This is a genomic window from Vibrio sp. Vb1026, from assembly GCF_033338745.1.
GTDB classification, from domain to species: domain Bacteria; phylum Pseudomonadota; class Gammaproteobacteria; order Enterobacterales; family Vibrionaceae; genus Vibrio; species Vibrio alginolyticus.
On record NZ_JAWOTH010000011.1, the window covers coordinates 62,500 to 83,840 of the forward strand.

Annotated in this window: 21 protein-coding genes and 1 tRNA gene; 8 read left to right on the forward strand and 14 right to left on the reverse strand. The window is 45.0% G+C overall.

The window, feature by feature from the left end:
* Positions 1-49: 49 nt before the first annotated feature.
* Together R7E47_RS16245 and R7E47_RS16250 are read right to left on the reverse strand one after the other, a co-directional pair.
* The gene (locus tag R7E47_RS16245) at positions 50-1,741 is read right to left on the reverse strand and encodes a class I SAM-dependent methyltransferase (protein ID WP_005382296.1); all 1,692 of its coding nucleotides are present in this window, start codon (positions 1,739-1,741) and stop codon (positions 50-52) included.
* A gap of 163 nt (positions 1,742-1,904) precedes the next feature.
* A tRNA-Arg gene (locus R7E47_RS16250) sits at positions 1,905-1,981 on the reverse strand.
* Positions 1,982-2,184: 203 nt separating this feature from the next.
* Between R7E47_RS16250 and folD the strand changes: the two genes are divergently transcribed.
* Positions 2,185-3,045, forward strand: a complete 861-nt coding sequence (gene folD / locus R7E47_RS16255) for a bifunctional methylenetetrahydrofolate dehydrogenase/methenyltetrahydrofolate cyclohydrolase FolD (RefSeq protein WP_005382297.1) — start codon at positions 2,185-2,187, stop codon at positions 3,043-3,045.
* A gap of 68 nt (positions 3,046-3,113) precedes the next feature.
* Here the strand turns inward: folD and R7E47_RS16260 are convergent, their stop codons facing one another.
* The 4 genes from R7E47_RS16260 to R7E47_RS16275 form a co-directional block, all read right to left on the reverse strand.
* A complete protein-coding gene (locus tag R7E47_RS16260; RefSeq protein WP_005382298.1) occupies positions 3,114-4,313 on the reverse strand; it encodes a NupC/NupG family nucleoside CNT transporter in 1,200 nt (399 codons plus the stop codon).
* 257 nt (positions 4,314-4,570) lie between these two features.
* Positions 4,571-5,515, reverse strand: coding sequence for a LysR family transcriptional regulator (locus R7E47_RS16265; RefSeq protein ID WP_017634801.1), 945 nt, complete (start codon positions 5,513-5,515; stop codon positions 4,571-4,573).
* Between the two features lie 88 nt (positions 5,516-5,603).
* Positions 5,604-6,575, reverse strand: coding sequence for a lytic transglycosylase domain-containing protein (locus R7E47_RS16270; RefSeq protein WP_005388330.1), 972 nt, complete (start codon positions 6,573-6,575; stop codon positions 5,604-5,606).
* Positions 6,576-6,623: 48 nt separating this feature from the next.
* The gene (locus tag R7E47_RS16275; protein WP_005382303.1) at positions 6,624-6,905 is read right to left on the reverse strand and encodes a YcgL domain-containing protein; all 282 of its coding nucleotides are present in this window, start codon (positions 6,903-6,905) and stop codon (positions 6,624-6,626) included.
* A 197-nt stretch (positions 6,906-7,102) separates the two neighbouring features.
* Between R7E47_RS16275 and minC the strand changes: the two genes are divergently transcribed.
* Genes minC through minE form a run of 3 tightly spaced genes read left to right on the forward strand, consistent with a single transcriptional unit; the run spans position 7,103 to position 8,861 of the window.
* Positions 7,103-7,765: a septum site-determining protein MinC gene (gene minC, locus R7E47_RS16280; protein WP_005382304.1), complete on the forward strand. Its 663-nt coding sequence runs from the start codon at positions 7,103-7,105 to the stop codon at positions 7,763-7,765.
* 17 nt (positions 7,766-7,782) lie between these two features.
* Positions 7,783-8,595, forward strand: coding sequence for a septum site-determining protein MinD (gene minD / locus R7E47_RS16285; RefSeq protein WP_005388331.1), 813 nt, complete (start codon positions 7,783-7,785; stop codon positions 8,593-8,595).
* Between the two features lie 2 nt (positions 8,596-8,597).
* Entirely contained in the window at positions 8,598-8,861 is a 264-nt protein-coding gene (gene minE, locus R7E47_RS16290) for a cell division topological specificity factor MinE (RefSeq protein WP_005388332.1), read from the forward strand.
* Between the two features lie 77 nt (positions 8,862-8,938).
* On the opposite strand, the gene rnd is transcribed toward minE, so the two are convergent.
* The 7 genes from rnd to R7E47_RS16325 form a co-directional block, all read right to left on the reverse strand.
* Positions 8,939-10,057 carry a ribonuclease D gene (gene rnd, locus R7E47_RS16295; RefSeq protein WP_085569974.1) on the reverse strand — a complete coding sequence of 373 codons (1,119 nt, stop codon included), beginning with the start codon at positions 10,055-10,057 and terminating at the stop codon, positions 8,939-8,941.
* A 78-nt stretch (positions 10,058-10,135) separates the two neighbouring features.
* Positions 10,136-11,827 (reverse strand): long-chain-fatty-acid--CoA ligase FadD, encoded by a 1,692-nt coding sequence (fadD, locus tag R7E47_RS16300; RefSeq protein ID WP_005382216.1) that lies wholly within the window; start codon positions 11,825-11,827, stop codon positions 10,136-10,138.
* 106 nt (positions 11,828-11,933) lie between these two features.
* Positions 11,934-12,788, reverse strand: a complete 855-nt coding sequence (locus R7E47_RS16305) for an alpha/beta fold hydrolase (RefSeq protein WP_005382215.1) — start codon at positions 12,786-12,788, stop codon at positions 11,934-11,936.
* Positions 12,789-12,794: 6 nt separating this feature from the next.
* Positions 12,795-13,352, reverse strand: coding sequence for a Slp family lipoprotein (locus R7E47_RS16310; RefSeq protein ID WP_205460858.1), 558 nt, complete (start codon positions 13,350-13,352; stop codon positions 12,795-12,797).
* Positions 13,353-13,393: 41 nt separating this feature from the next.
* Positions 13,394-13,699 carry a hypothetical protein gene (locus R7E47_RS16315; protein ID WP_047102883.1) on the reverse strand — a complete coding sequence of 102 codons (306 nt, stop codon included), beginning with the start codon at positions 13,697-13,699 and terminating at the stop codon, positions 13,394-13,396.
* Positions 13,700-13,759: 60 nt separating this feature from the next.
* A complete protein-coding gene (gene tsaB, locus R7E47_RS16320; RefSeq protein ID WP_318084650.1) occupies positions 13,760-14,461 on the reverse strand; it encodes a tRNA (adenosine(37)-N6)-threonylcarbamoyltransferase complex dimerization subunit type 1 TsaB in 702 nt (233 codons plus the stop codon).
* Between the two features lie 29 nt (positions 14,462-14,490).
* The gene (locus tag R7E47_RS16325; RefSeq protein ID WP_318084652.1) at positions 14,491-16,431 is read right to left on the reverse strand and encodes an ATP-dependent DNA helicase; all 1,941 of its coding nucleotides are present in this window, start codon (positions 16,429-16,431) and stop codon (positions 14,491-14,493) included.
* Positions 16,432-16,649: 218 nt separating this feature from the next.
* Here R7E47_RS16325 and purU point away from each other — a divergent pair, with 218 nt between their 5' ends.
* The gene (purU, locus tag R7E47_RS16330; protein WP_005382206.1) at positions 16,650-17,483 is read left to right on the forward strand and encodes a formyltetrahydrofolate deformylase; all 834 of its coding nucleotides are present in this window, start codon (positions 16,650-16,652) and stop codon (positions 17,481-17,483) included.
* A 74-nt stretch (positions 17,484-17,557) separates the two neighbouring features.
* On the opposite strand, the gene R7E47_RS16335 is transcribed toward purU, so the two are convergent.
* On the reverse strand, positions 17,558-18,157 hold the full coding sequence (locus tag R7E47_RS16335) for a VOC family protein (RefSeq protein WP_213876683.1): 600 nt from the start codon (positions 18,155-18,157) through the stop codon (positions 17,558-17,560).
* Positions 18,158-18,377: 220 nt separating this feature from the next.
* Between R7E47_RS16335 and argS the strand changes: the two genes are divergently transcribed.
* The 3 genes from argS to R7E47_RS16350 all read left to right on the forward strand — a co-directional run bounded on the left by argS (position 18,378) and on the right by R7E47_RS16350 (position 21,316).
* Positions 18,378-20,111, forward strand: coding sequence for an arginine--tRNA ligase (gene argS, locus R7E47_RS16340; protein ID WP_053307515.1), 1,734 nt, complete (start codon positions 18,378-18,380; stop codon positions 20,109-20,111).
* A gap of 104 nt (positions 20,112-20,215) precedes the next feature.
* On the forward strand, positions 20,216-20,644 hold the full coding sequence (locus tag R7E47_RS16345) for an HIT family protein (RefSeq protein WP_005382194.1): 429 nt from the start codon (positions 20,216-20,218) through the stop codon (positions 20,642-20,644).
* A 150-nt stretch (positions 20,645-20,794) separates the two neighbouring features.
* Positions 20,795-21,316: a YqhA family protein gene (locus R7E47_RS16350; protein ID WP_042523163.1), complete on the forward strand. Its 522-nt coding sequence runs from the start codon at positions 20,795-20,797 to the stop codon at positions 21,314-21,316.
* Positions 21,317-21,341 lie beyond the last annotated feature (25 nt).

Below are 21,341 nucleotides of genomic sequence, written 5' to 3' on the forward strand. Positions count from 1 at the left end.
GTTGGTGGCTATCAGGTTCATATATCACGCTGTAACGGCAAACAAGACATTACCATTCCGCGATACAAAGGCGACTTTTAACACCACGAATTTGTAATCCCATCGCTTCAAAGACATGCTCAAAATCTTGACAAGATGCAGGCACATTAGGTAGCGACAATGAAGCCTCGGTAAAAAACGTCCGACTCAAATTATCCGTCTCTCCCCAAGCTAACTGCCACCAATCCAAAATTCGCGGCTTGGATGCGTTTAATCGATAGCTAGCAGGAATACGATCACGCTTGTTTAGGTTTTCAACCTTAGATGTTGGTAGTAAGTTCCACTTATCATTGTTGGGCCAATAAGCAAATGGCAAACAGTGATCAACGTGATACTCATTTCGTAATTTGCTTCCACTCCATACACTGACAATGTCGCAATGGCTGAGCTTCAACTGTTCAATTCTCTTTCGCACGACTCGCGTATCATGGTCTTTATCAATCCAGACCAAACAATCATGATACGTTTGCAGTGGAATACCCCGCTCTTGATTAGACCGAAATCGTTGCATTTCCATAATCCATTGGTTGACCACCAGCGGCTCAATCCAAGAGTTATACAATCGAAAACAATCCCAAAGGCTTTCATCCAACACAAACAGCCCATAACCTTCGAGGAACTCGCTATCCACAACAATTGAACGTTTTGGCTTCTTAGCTGAACGAATCATTTCAAAGTAAGGGTTTGATTTATCACCTTGATAGGTAAAAGTGACGGGACCATCTTTTATGGTTTTTAAGCTGTCTTTTATCGCTTTATCAAGCGCCACTGCATCTTCACCAAAAAATGTCGTGCCTATAGCAAGATCATCAGGACTTAAATGGGAAAGTCTGCCCCAGCCATCGGGCTTTATAAAACCTAGCCCTTTAGACGAGTTCGAGCTTTGCTGGATGTTCTCTTTATCGATTAAACGCTTAAATTGACGAATCCAATATAAGCCAACTAATCCTAATGGGATTGCAACTTTACCTTCGCTGCGATCAACCACTGCACCAGAATGAGCGTCTGCAATACGTAGTAAAGTACGTAGTAGTGCGAGCTTATAGGTAGCCGATTTGGAATCATTGACGATAATGTGGCGAACCTTATTCAGATCACCGGAACCATCATCAGGCAAAGACATCACTACAGTTTGCCAAGATACACCCGTTCGCTTTAACTGATCGTCATCGAGAGATACGTTTCTCACCATTAAAGCGCTATTCTTTGCAAACTTTTCGAGCTCTTCAACCGATACGGGATAAGCTTTACGACCGTCAGAAAAGTCACCGTGACGAAGGCTAATCACCAATCGACCATTAGGCGCTAACAAATTTGCAAGTTTGCGAAATGCACGTTCACGGTGCGTAGGCGCAAGATGCATCCATACCGCACTGACAAGAATTAAATCGAAGCGAAAGCCAAGATTAATGGTTTTCTCAAGCTTAGGTAATGCATCTTCAAGCCAAGTAACGGAATCGCCACAGTAAGACTTACCAAGCCTTAGAAGTGCTTGAGCAGGCTCAATCGCAACAACTTCACACCCATGCTCAGCCATCCATTTCGCGTCTCGACCAGAGCCCGCGCCAACATCTAACACACGATCTCCAGCCTGGGGCCAGAAGACTCTCCAACTCGCGTGGACATCCTCAAACTGGATCGATGTGTATTGCTTCGCGAAAGAGTCGGCGTGTCGGTCATAAAAGTTAGAAGTGGCAGGCATAAAGGTTAACGAAAGGTAATTAATATGCGTCCATATTAATTGCTAGAAATTGCAATGGCTAGAATGCCATTCAAAAGTTGTAGATAGAGTGGCAATTACAGCCAAAAACCTAAAAACGACAAAGCCCCGACAACTCAAAGAGTTATCGAGGCTTTTGAATAAATGGCACGCCCTATTGGATTCGAACCAATGACCACATCCTTAGAAGGGACGTGCTCTATCCAGCTGAGCTAAGGGCGCGCTACAGGGACAGGATTATACGAGTTCAAACGGGTAAATCAACGGGTTTTCATAACATTCTGATCTGAATGCCTAAAAAAAGTCCATTAAAACGCTTAATGTTCAAAAACACCACAAAGCAAACGTTTGCGTATGGATGTTGATAAGAAATTCTGCGACAATGCGCCGCAGATAATCTGCCTTCTTAATTTATAAGGAAAGTCATGACTGCTCAAAATATAGACGGAACTCTCATTTCCCAAACTGTTCGATCCGAAGTGGCTGCACGTGTTAAAGCACGTGTTGAAGCTGGGCTACGTGCTCCTGGTTTAGCAGTGGTTCTAGTTGGTGAAGATCCTGCTTCTCAAGTTTATGTCGGTAGCAAACGCCGCGCATGTGAAGAAGTTGGGTTTGTTTCTAAGTCTTTTGACCTTCCTGCGTCTAGCTCAGAAGAAGAGTTACTAGCGCTGATTGATGAATTAAACAACGATGATGAAATTGACGGCATTCTAGTGCAATTACCCCTTCCTGCGGGCATAGACACAACACATGTTTTAGAGCGCATTCACCCAGAGAAGGACGTGGATGGCTTCCACCCTTACAACGTTGGCCGTCTTGCACAACGTATTCCAAAGCTTCGCTCTTGCACGCCAAAGGGCATCATTACCCTACTCGACCGTTACAACATTGAGCTACGTGGTAAACATGCGGTTGTGGTTGGCGCGTCAAACATTGTTGGTCGTCCAATGACACTTGAGCTGCTGCTTGCGGGCTGCACAACAACAACATGTCACCGTTTTACCAAAGACCTAGAGAGTCATGTGCGTCAAGCTGACGTTGTCGTGGTTGCGGTTGGTAAGCCTAACTTTATCCCTGGTGAGTGGATTAAAAAAGGCGCAGTGGTGGTCGATGTCGGTATTAACCGTCTTGACTCAGGCAAACTAGTTGGCGACGTGGAATACGACAAAGCACGTGAAAGTGCGAGCTTTATTACTCCTGTTCCTGGTGGAGTTGGCCCAATGACCGTCGCAAGTTTAATTGAGAACACTATGCTCGCTTGCGAACAGTTCCACACAGACAAATAACGTAAAGCTTCAGATACGAAAAAGGCTCCGCAAGGAGCCTTTTTGCTAATTGTTGATATCTATTTCAATTACAGACTTAAAATCACACCCGCAATCGAAGCGCTCATTAAGTTCGCCATGACACCAGCGATAATCGCACGGAAACCATGCTTAGAAACAAATGCACGCTTTTCTGGTACCAATGAGCCCAACCCACCAATCAGCATCGCCATGCTTGAGATGTTTGCAAAGCCACACAAAGCAAACGTCACGATTGCTTGTGAGTGTTCACTAAGTTGAGACTTCACTTCTGCAAGCTGGATGAAAGCGACGAACTCATTCACCACAATCTTGTTACCAATCAGCGAGCCTGCTGTGGTTGCTTCTTGCCATGGTATACCCAACAACCAAGCGACTGGCGCAAACACAAAACCTAGGATGAGCTCAAAACTTAATGGTGTCCCAATAAGATCACCTATCCAGCCTAACATGCCGTTTAGCATTGCAATGACACTAATAAACGCCAGTAACGTACCACCGACCGATACAGCAATGCGTACACCCGCCATGGCACCATCGGCTAATGCTTCTACTACGTTGGTTGCACGTGGAATTTCAACTTGGCTAATGTCGATATCTGCTGCTTTATCCGTATCTTCTGGCATTAAAATTTTTGCCATCAACAAGCCGGCAGGTGCTGACATAAATGCAGCAGCAATAAGATAGTTGAGGTCGACACCCAGTGATGCGTAACCAACCAACGTTCCGCCAGCAACTGACGCTAAACCACCTGTCATAACTGCAAAGAACTGCGAGTCAGTCATGTGTTTTAGGTAAGGCTTTACCATTAATGGTGCTTCAATGGTGCCAACAAAGATATTCGCCGTAGCAGACAAAGACTCAGCACGACCGATACCCAGCAGCTTTTGAATACCACCACCGATAAAGTTAATGATTTTTGGCATCACACCAATGTGATAAAGACCTGAGATAAGAGAGGAGAAGAAAACGATGATACCCAGAACATTGATCGCAAAGGTGAAGCCCCCTGTCGCCAAATTACCGAATAAAAACGCAATGCCCTCTTGGCCATAGTTGATCAAATTCGACACAACACTGCTCACTGAATTCAGCGCATCTCGTCCTGCTGGTACATATAAAACCAACAACGCAAACAGTACCTGCAAAGCAAACGCAAACGACACCGTTCTCAGCTTTATATTTTTTCTATTTGTAGAAAGTAGCCATGCTAGGAATAGTATGGCTACGATACCAATAATTGAGTTCATAAAATGAATCCGACAGAAGGGGGATATGGAAGGCACCGGATTGTATAGCGGACTCAAAATGCTGCAAGTTGAGGATGTTAACAGTGTGAAAAGTTTAAGCGACCAATAACTGACCAACAAAATAACCAATTGAATTTATTGAAGATAAACGTTTGCTTATCTTAATTATTTCCATATGGAAAATATGTTTCTGATTCAGGAAAAATTTTTGTGAAGTGAATCACCTTATGTGTCGTTCTACAACGTCATTGATCCTGTTATTTAGGAATAGAGATGTAAGGCGCCAAACGTTGGTCCCAATGACAAGGGTTGCCGATCTTCTGTTTGATAAAGTTAATCACTGCGGATATTTTTTTTGGCATATGCTGGCGGCTTGGGTATACCGCATAAAACGGCATCGACTGGCTGGCTTTCCAATCAGGTAACAGCTGTATTAACTTACCCGTTCTGAACTCATCACCCAGCAAGTAAGTGGCAAGGTAGGCAATACCCCAACCTGCAATAGCCGCATCCCGAACGGCTTCTGCCAGATCCACTGAATAGTTACCCGAGACTTTTACGTTCAATTCTTGCTGATCTTTGGTAAACGCCCACCCCGTATAGTCACGCTCCCAGCTTCTGTATATGAGGCAGTTGTGAGCAGATAGGTCATCCGGTTCTGTTGGCGTGTCATGTTTCAATAAGTAATCTGGCGATGCCGCAACAACAAACTGGCAATCCGTCAAACGCTGCGCAATGTAACCTTCAGGCAAATGCTCGTTGTTGGTTACCCATAAATCGAGCCCTTCGGCTAACATATCGACCTTATAGTCAAACAGATGTACTTCCACTTGAAGTTGAGGATACAGTTCGCGTAACTCTTGAATCGCTGGAATAATGTGTAAGGTACCAAATGATTGCGACAACCCAAGACGTACCAAACCTGCCACTTCATCCCGCTGGGTTTCCATCTCTAATGTGGCGCTGCTCACCGCTTGTACCACTTGCTCACAGTGATGAAAAAAGGTTTTCCCTGCCTCAGTCGGCGTAAAGCTTCGCGTAGTGCGTTGAACAAGCTTGATACCAAGAGACGCTTCTAACTGACTTAACTGTTTACTCACATGAGACACCGACACGCCTAAGCTCTTTGCAGCAGCTGTGAAGCTTTTGTGTTTAAGAAGAGCGGAGAAAATCACCATTTGTGCGGCACGTTCAGATAACACGCTTTACCTCGATTTGGTTATAGAAAAAACAAAGGGCTCCGAAGAGCCCTTGTATTGAAGACTGGATGCCAAATTGTTTGATGGCAGATCAGTATTTAATGCGGTCAGCCAAGTGACTCACAGCAAGTGCGAAGTAGTAAGAGCGGTTCCACTTCATCAATACGTTGTAGTTATTGTAAACCAGATACGTACGACCATTCTCGTCGTCCGGCATGATCAACCATGCTTTGATGTCTTCATCCAGTTTTGGCAACGGGCTACCGTCATATTTTGTGATACCTAATTGGCTCCACTCTTGAAGGTATTTGCCTTTTTCAGCCGTGCGCCCTTCTAGACTGCGATCAATATTTTTAGGAACCTTAACTTGGCGACCCCAAGTATATTTATCATCCCAACCAGACTTGCTCAAATAGTTAGCGGTTGATGCAAACACGTCCGCTTCAGATTGCCATATGTCTTTTTTACCATCCCCGTTGCCGTCAGCAGCAAAACGAAGGAAAGAGCTTGGCATAAACTGGCATTGACCCATCGCACCAGCCCATGAGCCTTTAAAGTTCTCTAGCTCAATATGGCCTTGATCGAGGATCTGCAGTGCCGACATAGTCTCTTTACGGAAAAACTCTTCACGACGGCCTTCAAATGCCATTGTGGATAGTGCATCAATCACTTTAAAGTTGCCGGTAAACTTACCAAAGTTACTTTCAACTCCCCAAAGTGCCACAATAAAGCGCGGGTGGACACCGTACTCATCGCCTATACGCTTTAGCTCGGTGTAATGCTCTTTGTAGAGTTGTCTGGCTTGCTTCACCTTCCATTCAGGCACCGCGCGAGGAATGTACTCATCCAATGTCAGTTTCTTTTCTGGTTGGTTTCGGTCCGCTTTTACTGCTCGGGGCTTGTACTCAACATTAGCAAAAGCAGCACTAATGACCTGCTCTGAGATACCTTTATCACGAGCTTCAGCACGCAGCTTATTCAAGTATTCATCAAAACCCTCGCTACTTGCAAAAGCCGAGGTACACATACCAACGCTAAGCATGGTAGCCAGTATCTTTTTCATATTGCCCTCCTTGAGCAAGGCAGAAATCCCAGATGAAAAACGATGATGTTATTCGCCTTTCTGCTGGGCTTTTTGTTCTTTGTACTTTTCTAATAGGTTCTCCGGCGGCGGTGGAACCTGAAGAAAGAAGCCATCATTTTGTAATGAAGCCTTCACTTTTTCGATATCAACTTGTGCCAATTTACGGCCATCAAGTTTAATCGTCATGACAGCGATAGGCTTACCGAACATCTGCATTAAGGTGTCAGGAACCTGTGAAAAATCATCCTTTTTCGGAATATAGAGATAAGTACCTTCTTTTTTCGAGCTTTTATAAATAGAACAAAGCATGACACGCCTTTTATGCTGATTTAGCCGCGTTGAGTGCGGATTAGGTTGAAAACGTCAAATTCTCGCAAACTTAATAGCAAATTTGAGATTAATTCACCTATTTGCCCACGAGAGAACTTGCTGCGTCAAAGGATGAAATATAACATGACATACCTAGTTTAAGGCAACGCTCTTTCAATAAAGGCAAGAAGTCCACGATGACCCATTCACCAGACCTTAAAGGTAGCAGTTTTACATTGTCAGTTTTACACCTTTCTGACAATGAGATCGCAAAGACTGTCGAATTTTTGCAAGAAAAAGTTTCTCAAGCACCTTCTTTTTTTGCATCCGCGCCTTTGGTAATCAATATAGCAAAAGTACAAGGCGACATTGATTTCCCTAAGCTTAAACAAGGCATCTCAGATGCCGGTTTTATTCCGGTCGGTGTAACGGGCTGTAAAGACAAGCGTGTACAAAACCTTGCTTCCGAAGCTGGCTTCGCCATTATGTCGGCGAGCAAATCGCCAAGCCAAGCACCTGCCAAAATGGCACCAACGAAAGTAGTTCGTACGCCTGTCCGCTCAGGACAACAGATCTACGCAAAAGATGGTGATTTGGTGGTGCTAGCGCACGTAAGTGCAGGTGCTGAAGTCATTGCTGACGGCTCTATTCATATCCATGGCACACTTCGAGGTCGTGCGATTGCAGGAGCAAGTGGTCAGCAGGAAGCGCGTATTATTTGCCACGATTTACAAGCAGAACTGGTATCCATTGCGGGTGACTACTGGTTAAGCGATCAAATTGAAAGCGAGTACTGGCAAAAGAAAGTAATGATCAGTAAAGCCGATGAATCATTACATTTAGAAGTTCTCGCGATTTAATCTAAAAAGGAAAAAAAATGGCACGCATTATTGTAGTAACGTCTGGTAAAGGTGGCGTTGGTAAAACCACTTCAAGCGCAGCCATCGCCTCTGGTCTAGCTCTTAAGGGAAAAAAGACAGCGGTGATCGATTTTGACATCGGTTTGCGTAACCTCGATCTAATCATGGGCTGTGAGCGCCGCGTCGTGTATGACTTTGTAAACGTCATTAACGGCGAAGCGACATTAAACCAAGCGCTGATCAAAGATAAGCGCACGGACAACCTATTTATTCTTCCTGCTTCTCAAACTCGTGATAAAGACGCACTGACAAAAGATGGTGTTCAGCGCGTATTCGGTGAACTTGATGAAATGGGCTTTGATTTTATTATTTGTGATTCACCAGCAGGTATCGAGCAAGGCGCGTTAATGGCCTTGTACTATGCCGATGAAGCCATTGTCACAACGAACCCAGAAGTCTCTTCTGTACGTGACTCTGACCGCATTCTCGGTATTTTAGATTCTAAGTCGCTGCGTGCAGAACAAGGGCTAGAGCCAGTAAAACAGCATCTGTTACTGACTCGCTACAACCCATCTCGCGTCACTCAAGGCGAAATGCTAAGCGTTGAAGACGTAGAGGAGATCTTACATATTCCACTACTGGGCGTGATTCCAGAAAGCCAAGCCGTGCTTAACGCGTCAAACAAAGGTGTGCCAGTCACTTTTGACGATAACACCGATGCGGGTATGGCTTATTCTGACACCGTTGATCGCTTATTAGGCAATCAGGTTGAATTTCGTTTCCTTACTGAGGAGAAGAAAGGACTCTTTAAACGACTCTTTGGAGGCTAGACATGTCATTATTAGAATTTTTCCGTCCACAGAAGAAAACTTCTGCGAATCTAGCTAAAGAGCGTTTGCAAATCATTGTCGCAGAGCGCCGCAGCCAAAATGATCCTGCGCCGTCTTACTTGCCTCAATTAAAAGAAGACATCTTGAAGGTGATCAGCAAGTACGTGGCAATTGATCCAAATATGGTTGACTTAACATTTGAGCACAAAGACGACGATATCTCAGTTCTTGAGCTGAATGTGAAGCTACCAGACGAAGAAAAGTAATCAGTTTCTCTCGCAAGACGAATGCTCTAATTAGAACGAAAAAGGTTGGCATCGAGGCCAACCTTTTTCATCTTTCATTACTTTAATGCTTTGTTCATCTTGTCGCCGAGTAAATCCAAACGCCACCCTTGCATCAAATCAGGCAATACTTCTGGGTCACGATCTTTTTTCCAAACCCAACTGATCAACTGATTGATCTGCTTTTTAGAGGCAAGGAACTCCGTGGCTAAACCTGACTTCTGCGAAGCCGATTTCACCAAGTCTTTCATATTTTTGAAGACCTGCTTGTAACCCGGATAGTCCATTAAACGCTCAATTTTCGCAGGATACTCTTCAGAAGGTGTTTGCTTCGCTTGTTTAACAATCGCGGCAATCTTCGCGCCATGGCGGTTAATCGCTCGGATATCAATATCTTCTGCTTCCATCTTCTTAAAGTTCGTTAAACCAAGACGAGCGACCGTTAATAGATCACCTTCTTTGAAGATAAAGTTCAGCGCTAAATCTCGTTTGATTGCTTCACGATAACGCCACGTCGCCAATGGCTTTAAAATCGCCAGCTCAGAAGGTTTTAATTGCCAAGCGCCCTTAATATCAAGGTAGGCATTCTCTTCATTGGTTACGCGAATACGTTTCGAAACGAGTAAATCACTTTCTTGCTGTACAGCTTCCCACCAACCTGCTTGCGTCACCTTATCGAACAGCTTTTCGTATAACGGTAACAAGTAATGAACATCTGCGGCAGCATAATCTAATTGCTTTTGTGTCAGTGGACGAGCCATCCAGTCGGTACGTGATTCACTTTTGTCGAGCTCTACGCTTAAATATTCTTCCACCAGCGATGCGAAGCCTGTCGATAGGCCGTGACCGAGAAAAGCGGCCATCAGCTGCGTATCCACCATAGGGAATGGTGTACAACCAAAAGCGTTTTGGAAAACTTCTAAATCTTCACCACATGCGTGCAGCACTTTTAGCACAGAAGTATCTTTTAATAGCGCTACAAACGGCGTCATATCCGTTAATTCAGTCGGATCAATCAGCGAGAGGCGATTACCATCGAAAAGCTGAATCAGACCTAACTGCGGGTAGAAAGTGCGAATACGAACGAATTCGGTATCCAGCATCACTACGTCTGCCTCTCGGGCATGAGTGCAAACCTCTTCTAGGTCTTTGTTTTTAGTAATAATTTGATAGTTCACATACTTCTCGCTATAAAAATGCCAGCAAAACGCTGGCATTCTATCATTTTTTAAATCTCTCGACTCGACGAAATCGGCTTATGCGCTTTTCTTCGCAAGTTCAGCGTCATTCTCTTCGCGTAAAACACGACGCAAGATCTTACCGACATTGGTTTTAGGTAAGTCTTCGCGGAACTCAACCAACTTCGGAACTTTGTAGCCAGTTAAGTGTTCTCGACAATGCGCGATCACTTCGTCTTTGGTCAAGCTCGGATCGCGTTTCACGACATAAATCTTCACTAATTCACCAGACACTTCATGCGGCTGACCAATAGCAGCAACTTCAAGTACTTTGCCGTGAAGTGCTACAACGTCTTCGATTTCGTTCGGGTAAACATTAAAGCCTGATACTAAGATCATGTCTTTCTTACGGTCAACGATATGCAGGAAGCCTTCGTCATCGAACTTAACGATGTCGCCGGTTGATAGCCAGCCGTCTTCGTTAATCGTATCTTTCGTTGCTTCAGGTCGTTGCCAGTAACCTTGCATAACCTGAGGACCACGAACTTGAAGTTCGCCAGTTTCAGTATTCGCAAGAGCGTTACCTTCTTCGTCCACGATACGAACTTCTGTTGATGGTACCGGCAGACCAATAGAGCCATTGTATTCAACAAGATCATGCGGATATGCCGCCACCAACGGAGAACACTCTGTTAGACCGTAACCTTCGAGCAAGTAGCAACCCGTGGTCTTTTGCCATCTTTCCGCCACTGAGCGCTGCACTGCCATGCCGCCGCCAACAGCTAAACGTAGATTACTGAAATCCAACTCATGGAAATCTTCATTATTGACCAATGCATTAAATAAGGTATTCACGCCCGTAATCGCAGTAAACGGATGCTTTTGTAGCTCTTTCACGAACCCTGGAATATCTCTAGGGTTGGTAATAAGTAAGTTACGACCACCCATTTCAACAAACAGCAGACAGTTTACGGTAAGAGCAAATACGTGATACAGCGGTAACGCTGTCACGACTAATTCACGCCCTGGAGATAAGACCGGTCCGTACGCGCCTTTTGCCTGTAAAACGTTCGCAATCATGTTGCGGTGAGTCAGAATCGCGCCTTTCGCGACACCTGTCGTCCCCCCCGTATATTGCAGGAATGCAATGTCATCCCCAGACATAAACGGTTTAACGTATTGTAGACGACGACCTTTACGTAGAGCCTGACGCATTGAGATAGCACCAGGTAAATCGTACTTAGGCACCATGCCCTTAACGTACTTCACGACAAAATCGACAATCGTACCTTTCGCTCGTGGCAGCATTTGACCAAGACTGGTTAACACTACGTGTTTGACTGGTGTTTTATCGACGATTTGTTCTAGCGTGTTCGCAAAGTTAGACACAATCACAATCGTCGTCGCACCTGAGTCATTCAATTGGTGTTCAAGTTCACGAGGAGTGTAAAGTGGGTTAACGTTTACGGCGATACAACCTGCACGCAAAATACCAAACAACGCCACTGGGTATTGCAGTAGGTTTGGCATCATCAGAGCGACGCGGTCACCCTTTTGCAGTTTTAACTCGTTTTGCAGATACGCTGCGAATGCGCGACTACGCTCTTCCAATTTACGGAAGGTCATAACCGAGCCCATGTTCATGAATGCTGGTTGGTCTGCATATTTTTGTACAGACTGTTCAAACATTTCTACCAAAGACTCATATTGCTCTGGATTAATGGTTTCAGGTACGTCACTTGGATAACGTGAAAGCCATGGTTTATCCACGATGTTACTCCTCGTTTATAACTGGCTAAAAAATAGCGTCCTTTTTATTTTGAAAGCTATTACAGCACAGCGAACGTGCTTGAGCACGCAACTCTCAAACACTTGTTTAAATTTTGTTAACTACACCAAGAATTCGCGTTGCGACCTCGAGTATTTGCTCTAAATGACAGTGATGACCACCCTTGACAGACACCACTTGCGGTGGGTTCTCTCCCCAATCAGCTTGGTTAGATGGTAAATTCTGAAATCCTTGATCGCCTAATACAATCAAATGAGGACAACGTATTTGGCTGGTAATCGAGTTAGCATGCGCTTGCGCCATTCGGTAAAGCGACGCACATTTTAACTTGGCGTCATGCCGCCAATACCATTTATCTCCTCGCTGCTCTGTTCCACGCTCGACTATCGGTAGAAGCTGCTCAGCGGTTAATTGGTTGGCTTGCATGCGTAATTTTAACGCCAGATCGAAGGAGGCAATGGCTCGCTCTGGCTTGTTTTGCTGTCTTATTCGACTTAATACGCCATCGCGAAGACGAGGCAAACTGTTAGTAGGATCCTCATGAAGAGGTCCTGCTCCCTCAATTTGCACAAGAGCTTCGACCTGCTCTGGAAACGCTGCACTATAGCAACTTGCGATTAAAGCACCAAGTGAATGCCCTACTAATATCAGTCTGTTTGGTGATAATTCGTCCAAAAACTGATACAAATCGGCAATATAGTCGTGAAAGGGGTAATAATTATCGTGAGATTTATGACTCGATAAACCGTGACCAAAATGATCGATGGCGAGGAGGTGTAAGTGAGGATTAAGTTGATTCAACTGCTCCATGAGCGCTTTAAAGCTGCCCGCATTATCTAACCACCCATGAAGAAAAACGACTGACAAGTCAGCCGTTTTCTCGTTCCCTATCTCAAGGGCTGCCATTTTGCCGGCAGGAAGCTCGAATTGACGCTCATGCATCGCAGATTATTTGACCTGTTTTATCACTTTACCGTCTTGTGGGAAATCGTTACGCCACATGCGGCAGTTAATCGAGTAACATGGGTAAAAGTAGGTTGGCGAGTCATACATGCGTACACGTTCTTCAATTTTCCATAAACGGTACCCTTCCCCCTTAATTACCGGGAAGATGTAACCGTGCTCACCGATCTTTCCTTCTTCTTCCCCTGTTCCTTTGCCTACAACCGTCACCAAACGGCCTTCACTAAAGGCGACAGGCTCTAAATAGCCATCAAAATAGGCGACAAAACGCCCCGTAGGCTCTTCATCAATATCAGGTTTACCAGACTTACTGATTGGAAGGTTTACAATCTCTAGACGCGTTTTATCTTTAAAGTTATCCACTTTAGCGATGATTCCACCAAGGCGAACATCTTCACTCACTTGCCCCTGAGACTCAGCAAAAGCTTTATAGTCTGTAACGACCAATTCTGTGCTTGCAGTTAGCTCCTCTGGCAACGAGCTACACGCAGACAAACCAACCGTAGCAAATAATGCGAGAAAAAACCGTCCAAAAACCTTCATAAACCACCTTTCAATATTAGTAACCCCAAGCTGGGGAGATCTCACACGTAAATATCGACACCAAGTAATTGAGCCAGTTCCTCTTTTTTAGCTCGATTCATGACATCCATGTACTGCTCCATTGCTTTACGTGCGCCCCCTTCAGGAAGGTCATATTGCACTTGAGCTCGGTGAATTTGGGACTCATCCACGTGTTTTATGGAGTGCGCCACGGCGTTAGCAACCTTTGAAGGCTGACCTACAGGCTGCTTTGTTTGTGATTTATTTACCTGCTTCTTTTGACTGGCTTTATTAGTGCGATTTGCACCGGGAATCAAAGAAGGAGGCAAGCCATTAATCGACGCCATAGCACTCCATAAAAATACAGGGCAAACGCCCTGCTTTTTGTCAGGTTAATGAAAAACGGACTATTCGCGACCAGGAAGTTTTTTCCATGTCACATTATCACGTAAATAAACAGGGCTCGAATCTTCGACCGGCACGGTATTACCCTTTTTAAATTCTTGTTCAGCAAGAATCACGATGTCTTGTGAATCAGGGTACAGAACGTCACCATGCGTCAAATTAAACGGTAGGCCTGCTAATACTTCTTGGTAAGCATCCCAACCAGTACCTGTTGTCGTCCACGTTTTGTCGTCTGCTTGTGCTTCTTCAACTAGACGTGCTGGTGGAATTACGCACTCTGCATCCATCCCTGCCCACTCACCGTTTGCTTGGCGAGTGTAACGTGCCCAGTAAACTTCACCCATACGTGCATCAATGGCCACAGCGACATCGGTCACACCATGTAAGCGATAGCTACCTTGAGCCATTGCAGCCAGCGTTGAAACGCCGATCATAGGTAAGTCAGCACCGAACGCCAAACCTTGTGCGATACCAATACCGATACGAACGCCAGTAAAGCTACCTGGACCACGTCCAAACGCTAACGCATCCAGCTCTTGTAGAGTCAGGCCAGCTTCTTTGAGTACTTCATCAACCATTGGCAGTACTTTTTTGGTGTGATCGCGTGGTGCAACCGCGCTACGTGACATCACTTGATCATTAGCCAACAACGCAACTGAACAGTTTTCAGTCGCTGTATCGATAGCAAGAATTTTTGCGCTCATTTAACTCTCTACAACTCTCATTTATTGGGTTATGCCTCAGCACTTGCGTCTGTGACAGATTGTTCTGCTTTCAGGAATGCTTTGATTCCATCTAAGTCTCGCGTCCTTGGGATAGGTGGTAGGCTTCCGAGGAAAATACCACCATAGTCTCGCGTGACGAGGCGATTATCACAAATGATCAACGCACCGTGATCCTTCTGATCTCGAATTAATCGCCCTACTCCCTGCTTTAACGTAATCACTGCATCCGGGATTTGTACTTCAGCAAATGGTTCACCGCCACGTAATCGACAATCCTCGATACGGGCTTTGAGTAACGGATCGTCAGGGGCGGTAAACGGTAATTTGTCGATAATAACACAGCTCAGCGCATCACCTCTAACATCAATCCCTTCCCAGAAAGCGCCCGTCGCCACGAGTAAAGCGTTACCCAGTTCCATAAACTCCGCCAAGGTTTTCTGCTTACTCATCTCCCCTTGCATTAACACAGGCAGCTCAAGTACTTCTCGGAACTTCTCACCTAGTTCACGCATCATGCTGTGCGAGGTACATAAAAAGAAGCAGCGACCATCATTTTCTTCAATCACCGGAGCAAGCATTCGGACTAACTTATCCGCTAAGCCGTTACTGTTTGGCTCTGGCAAATACCTTGGCACACAAAGGCGCGCTTGTTTTTGATAATCAAAGGGGGACGGCAGAGAAAATTGCTTTGTAGGCTTGAGGCCAAGGCGCTCAGTAAAGTGCTTGAAGTCGCCCGATACAGCTAGGGTTGCTGACGTGAAAATCCACGCGCCTTGTTTAATCTCTATTTGCTCATGGAACTTGTCCGCGACAGAAAGAGGCGTAATGTGCAGAGCGAAATGACGAGGTGAGGTATCGTACCAGTATGAGTAACCGGTAATATCGACATCACAGACGCGGTCGATGCGGCCTTTGATCAAATTGGCTCGTTCAAAAGCGGTATCCAGTAATTGACTGCGCCCTAAAGCTATTTTGAGTACATCAATCGCCAATTCGAGGCTGTCAGTTAAGCGCAATAATTCTCGCTTAATAGAACCTGATTGCAACGCCTCACGCCAGTTGCCACGAAAGCCTGGCTCACCCAATACAATCCGCATGTCCATTGCGCTTTGCATGAGTTTGTCGCCCACTTTTTGCAATTGACGCATATCTTTGGCTTCGGTGCGGTAGGCTATTTCAATGTCTTTGGCAAGATCGTGAATTTGGCGGCTTGAAACTGACTGGCCGAAATATTCGCTCGCAATATCTGGCAACTGATGAGCTTCATCAAAAATAAACACATCGGCTTCTGGAATCAGTTCACCGAATCCTGTTTCTTTGATCGCTAAATCAGCAAGAAACAAGTGATGGTTCACCACAACAATGTCGGAATCCATGGCTCGCTTACGCGCTTTCAATACAAAGCAATCAGTGTAGCTCGGACATTCTTTACCTAAACAGTTATCATTGGTTGAGGTGATGGTCGGAATGATCATGCTGTCTTCTGGCAGATCATCACAATCCCCAAGGTCACCTGTTTTGGTTTCTGATGACCAAGCACGCACTTTAACCAGTTGAGTTAATAACGTTGGGTCAGATTCATTAGTGTGGCTTTCGACCATTTGGCGGCTCAAACGATCCAAACACAGATAATTAGAGCGCCCTTTTAATAACGCCACTTGGCCATAAAAACCAAGCGCATTGACCATGAGCGGTAAGTCACGATGGTACAACTGCTCTTGCAAGTTTTTCGAGCCTGTACTGATAATCACTTTTTTACCACTCAACAGCACAGGGACTAGGTATGCGAAGGTCTTACCGGTTCCGGTTCCTGCCTCCACCACCAACTGGGTTTGATCTTTGATCGCACTGCTGACGGCTTCCGCCATATCGATTTGTGGCTGACGAGCTTGAAAGCCAGGAATGGCCTTACCTAACGCGCCATCAGAGGAAAAAGTTTTTGCGATCATGCTTGGTATTGAGTTTGAAAAATTATCGAGAGTATATCAGAGGAATAGGAGTGACATCAGCCCACAATCTGACCAGCTTGCGGCGACACAAGGATATTTTGTTGAAACCAACGTAAGAATAGATTATTTATGGTGAAACATGGCAGTACAGTTACACCCGCCAGGGAATAATAACAAATTCGTACGCTAAAATATTAATGCATGGAAGTACCTGATTTATGGAAAAGAAAACACTGTTGACTCACTGTTCTGACGCCCCGGGGCTCATCTCGAAAATTACTAATATCTGTTACAAGCACCAACTCAACATCGTTCACAATAACGAATTTGTTGATAATACCAGTGGCCACTTTTTCATGAGAACGGAGTTGGAGGGGTACTTCAACGATCAAACGTTTCTTGCCGACTTGGACCAAGCTCTCCCGCAAGGTGCTAAGCGTAAATTGGTTGGCTCTCGCCGTAAGCGCATCGTCATTCTCGTCACAAAAGAAGCGCATTGTTTAGGCGATATTCTGATGAAAACCTACGATGGAAGCCTAGATGTTGAGATCGCCGCTGTGGTGGGGAATTACGACAAACTGCAAACTCTCACTGAACGCTTCGACATTCCTTACCACCATGTGACCCATGAAAACCTTAGCCGTGAAGAACACGAGCAGAAGATGCTAGAAGTGATCGATCAATACGATGCTGACTTTTTGGTGCTAGCTAAATACATGCGCGTATTAACGCCGACGTTTGTTGAGAAATATCACCACAAAATCATTAATATTCATCACAGCTTCTTACCTGCTTTTATTGGCGCGAAGCCATATCAACAAGCTTACGATCGCGGTGTGAAAATCATCGGTGCAACAGCACACTTCGTGACTAATGATTTAGATGAAGGGCCGATCATCAAGCAAGACGTAATTCCTGTCGACCATACATTCAATGCCCAAGATATGGCGCAAGCGGGACGCGATGTAGAGAAGAACGTATTGAGTAAGGCTTTGAATAAAGTGATCAATGACCACGTCTTTGTTTATGGGAATAAGACAGTGATCCTTTAAGTTCATCGCTTTTGAATGAAAGAAAGGGTTGCTCATTTGCAAACCTTTCTTCTTTCTAGTCGTTCAAAACTTGCTTATTCAGCCTGCTCAGACTCCACAATACGCTTAAGTGAATGCGGGTGCAGTTTGATACAAATGTCTTGGTACTTAAACGCCACCGTTGGGTTATTCAAGCGTTCGCCATCCCCTTTCGGGCTCGACAGTTTGATCTTCACACCCAGCTCTTCCAACTCATTAAAACGCGCCCCAAACGCTGGGTAAGTGTGTTTCAAATCAGCAAGAAACGCGTCTGCGGTTTCAGCATGAGATGGAATCACGAACTCCACATGTTCCCAGCTTTCATTTGGGTAGATTTTGCCTTCCGCAGGGTATGGCAGTTCCAGACACTCAATCTTCCAACCACGGCTTTCCAACGCTTTGTCGAATTCGATAACGATGATTGGACGACCGTTGATTTTCGCTTGTGAAATCACCTTACCGTATTGATTCCATGCTTCATGCGCGGCTTTTGCTGTTTCAGTATCATTAATTCGCAGCGCAATATGGTCAGCTTGAGCAAAGCTCAGATCCAGTTTTAACAGGGATGCAAGCTCTTCAATCTTCGCCATAAATGCATCCAGATCTTGGATCATCAATTTAGGCGCTAGGCGTTTTTCAACTAGTTGAGTCGTCATTGTGGTTCTCTTTTGGGGCGATTTATCTTATTACTCTGAGCGCAATAGTAAACGCAAACCAAACCACATTTCCATTCAATCGAAAAAGTATAAATTTCCCCAATTCCTCTCTGTATGAAAAGCAATAAAGTTGTTATCATTAGCCCCATTTTTGTGAACTCCAACAGAACTCGGCACTTACTTCGCCGAGTTCTTCGTCCTTGAATTGAAGGAAACGCGTGTGAATATCCAAGCACTTATTAATGACAAAGTATCTCAGGCTCTAGAAGCCGCTGGCGCACCTGCAGGCAGTCCTGCGGCGGTACGCCAATCAGCAAAGCCACAATTTGGTGACTACCAAGCAAACGGCGTAATGGGCGTTGCTAAAAAACTGGGTACTAACCCACGAGAATTTGCACAGAAAGTACTGGATGTTCTAGACCTAGACGGTATTGCGAGCAAGACAGAAATCGCAGGTCCTGGTTTCATCAACATTTTCCTAAGCGAAGAGTTCCTAGCAAAACAAGCGGAAGCAGCACTGGCTGACTCACGTCTTGGCGTTGCAGCAGACGAAGCTCAAACTATCGTTGCTGACTACTCTGCACCAAACGTTGCTAAAGAAATGCACGTTGGTCACCTACGTTCAACCATCATCGGTGATGCGGTAGTACGTACTCTTGAGTTCCTAGGTCACAAAGTGATCCGTGCGAACCACATCGGCGACTGGGGTACTCAGTTCGGTATGCTTATCGCAAACCTTGAGCGTGTACAACAAGAGTCTGGCGAAGTTTCTATGGAACTGGCTGACCTTGAAGGCTTCTACCGTGAGTCTAAGAAACTGTACGACGAAGACGAAGAATTCGCAGTGAAAGCGCGAAACTACGTTGTGAAACTGCAAAGCGGTGACGAGTACTGTGCAGAAATGTGGAAAAAACTCGTTGATGTAACCATGATCCAAAACCAGCGCAACTACGACCGTCTAAACGTGTCACTGACTCGTGACGACGTGATGGGCGAGAGCATGTACAACGACATGCTTCCTAAGATCGTTGCAGACCTAAAAGAACAAGGTCTTGCCGTTGAAGATGATGGCGCGCAAGTTGTATTCCTAGATGAATACAAGAACAAAGATGGCGAACCAATGGGCGTTATCGTTCAAAAACGCGATGGCGGTTTCCTATACACAACAACAGACATCGCATGTGCAAAATATCGTTATGAAGAGCTAAGCGCAGACCGTGTGCTTTACTTCATCGACTCACGTCAACACCAGCACCTAATGCAAGCTTGGACAATTGTTCGTAAAGCAGGCTACGTACCAGAGTCAGTATCTCTTGAGCACCACGCGTTCGGCATGATGCTTGGTAAAGATGGTAAGCCATTCAAGACTCGTGCGGGTGGTACCGTTCGTCTTGCCGACCTTCTAGATGAAGCAGAAGTTCGTGCAGCACAACTGATCGAATCTAAAAACCCTGAACTGGATGCGGAAGAAAAAGATAAGATCTCTAAAACAGTTGCAATGGCAGCGGTTAAATACTCTGACTTATCTAAACACCGTACGACTGACTACGTGTTCGATTGGGACAACATGTTAGCGTTTGAAGGTAACACAGCACCATACATGCAATATGCATACACTCGCGTAGCTTCTATTTTCGCTAAAGCTGGTGTTGCTATGGACGCTCTCCAAGGTGACATCAAAATCACTGATGAGAAAGAGAAAGCACTTATTGCTAAGCTTATGCAGTTCGAAGAAGCGGTTCAATCTGTCGCTCGCGAAGGTCAACCACACATCATGTGTAGCTACCTATTCGAACTAGCAGGTCAGTTCTCTAGCTTCTACGAAGCGTGCCCTATCCTAGTTGCTGAAGACGAAGCAGTGAAACAAAGCCGTCTGAAACTAGCAGCGCTAACAGCGAAGACCATCAAGCAAGGTCTGTCTCTACTAGGTATTGATACTCTAGAGCGCATGTAAGCGATTCTAGAATCGAGACGATTTAGAAAGGTTGACGTGAAAGCGTCAACCTTTTGTTTTATCTGGCGTATACTGATGTCATTCAATTCAAATCGGACAACATAATGAGTTTTGAACTGCACCCTCAACTGGCAAAAGACACCACCGTTATCGGCCACTTCCCACTGTGTGTGGCGCTTCTGCATAAAGATAACGCCGTGCCATGGGTTATCTTGGTCCCTAAACGTGCAAACCTAAAAGAGCTTCACCACTTGCCAATGCAAGAACAGCAACAGTTTTTGCTAGAGTCTCAAGCGGTAAGCCAAGCACTGGAAGCAACATTCCGTCCAGACAAGCTAAACCTTGGTGCGCTAGGTAATATGGTGCCACAGCTGCACATTCACCATATTGCTCGCTTCAAAGATGACGTAGCATGGCCGGGACCGGTTTGGGGGAACACCAAAGGTGAATTCCGTACAGAAGAAGAGCAAAACGAATTGCTTGGTCGCATTAAAAATGTGCTGTCACTGAGCTCTATTTTCCAAAAAGCATAAGCACTGCTAGCGAAAATAATTCGCCTTTGAATACGGCTGAAATAGACAGAGAAAGATTAATACGTATTTGTAACAATCTTTCTCATTTTTCTGGGATTATCACTAAAATAAAACTTGTTTAGACTACCAGCTCAGTTAGAGAGGGTCATCATGAAACAAGTCTTCAACACATTCCGATACGTCAGCTGGATCGCCATTATCTGTTCTATGGCTGCTTCATTCTTGCTTTTTCTTATGGGTGCAGCAAAAACCTATTCGGCATTTGCGGTCTTCATTCTAAATCAAACACCTCCAGAAGCACTCGCACATTTAGATAAAGCAGACATCGCGATCGCTTATTTGATCAAGTCACTGGATACGTTTCTTGTCGCACTAGTTTTGTTCATCTTTGCTCACGGCATCTACACACTATTTATTTCCAACAAAGCTAAAGCGAAAACACAAGAGCAGTCGGTTTTGCATTGGATCAGAACCCCAAACATCGGCCATCTAAAAAACATTTTGGCTGAAGTCATCATCGTGATCTTGTTTGTGAAGTTCTTAGAGCTCGTGCTGATTAACTTCGACAGCTTAGATTGGACGATCTTAACATTACCTATTTCGATTTTAGTTTTAAGTCTTGGTTTAAAGTTCCTAGGGTTAGGCGCGACTAAACACTCTGAAGAACATTAATTTCGCTGTATTCACAAACAATAAC

Coding starts and splice junctions, on each gene's coding strand:
- R7E47_RS16245 (WP_005382296.1), bottom strand. CDS start 1,741: ATGCCTGCCACTTCTAACTTTTATGACCGACACGCCGACTCTTTCGCG.
- folD (WP_005382297.1), top strand. CDS start 2,185: ATGACTGCTCAAAATATAGACGGAACTCTCATTTCCCAAACTGTTCGA.
- R7E47_RS16260 (WP_005382298.1), bottom strand. CDS start 4,313: ATGAACTCAATTATTGGTATCGTAGCCATACTATTCCTAGCATGGCTA.
- R7E47_RS16270 (WP_005388330.1), bottom strand. CDS start 6,575: ATGAAAAAGATACTGGCTACCATGCTTAGCGTTGGTATGTGTACCTCG.
- R7E47_RS16275 (WP_005382303.1), bottom strand. CDS start 6,905: ATGCTTTGTTCTATTTATAAAAGCTCGAAAAAAGAAGGTACTTATCTC.
- minC (WP_005382304.1), top strand. CDS start 7,103: ATGACCCATTCACCAGACCTTAAAGGTAGCAGTTTTACATTGTCAGTT.
- minD (WP_005388331.1), top strand. CDS start 7,783: ATGGCACGCATTATTGTAGTAACGTCTGGTAAAGGTGGCGTTGGTAAA.
- minE (WP_005388332.1), top strand. CDS start 8,598: ATGTCATTATTAGAATTTTTCCGTCCACAGAAGAAAACTTCTGCGAAT.
- R7E47_RS16305 (WP_005382215.1), bottom strand. CDS start 12,788: ATGCATGAGCGTCAATTCGAGCTTCCTGCCGGCAAAATGGCAGCCCTT.
- R7E47_RS16310 (WP_205460858.1), bottom strand. CDS start 13,352: ATGAAGGTTTTTGGACGGTTTTTTCTCGCATTATTTGCTACGGTTGGT.
- R7E47_RS16315 (WP_047102883.1), bottom strand. CDS start 13,699: ATGGCGTCGATTAATGGCTTGCCTCCTTCTTTGATTCCCGGTGCAAAT.
- tsaB (WP_318084650.1), bottom strand. CDS start 14,461: ATGAGCGCAAAAATTCTTGCTATCGATACAGCGACTGAAAACTGTTCA.
- R7E47_RS16325 (WP_318084652.1), bottom strand. CDS start 16,431: ATGATCGCAAAAACTTTTTCCTCTGATGGCGCGTTAGGTAAGGCCATT.
- purU (WP_005382206.1), top strand. CDS start 16,650: ATGGAAAAGAAAACACTGTTGACTCACTGTTCTGACGCCCCGGGGCTC.
- R7E47_RS16335 (WP_213876683.1), bottom strand. CDS start 18,157: ATGACGACTCAACTAGTTGAAAAACGCCTAGCGCCTAAATTGATGATC.
- R7E47_RS16345 (WP_005382194.1), top strand. CDS start 20,216: ATGAGTTTTGAACTGCACCCTCAACTGGCAAAAGACACCACCGTTATC.
- R7E47_RS16350 (WP_042523163.1), top strand. CDS start 20,795: ATGAAACAAGTCTTCAACACATTCCGATACGTCAGCTGGATCGCCATT.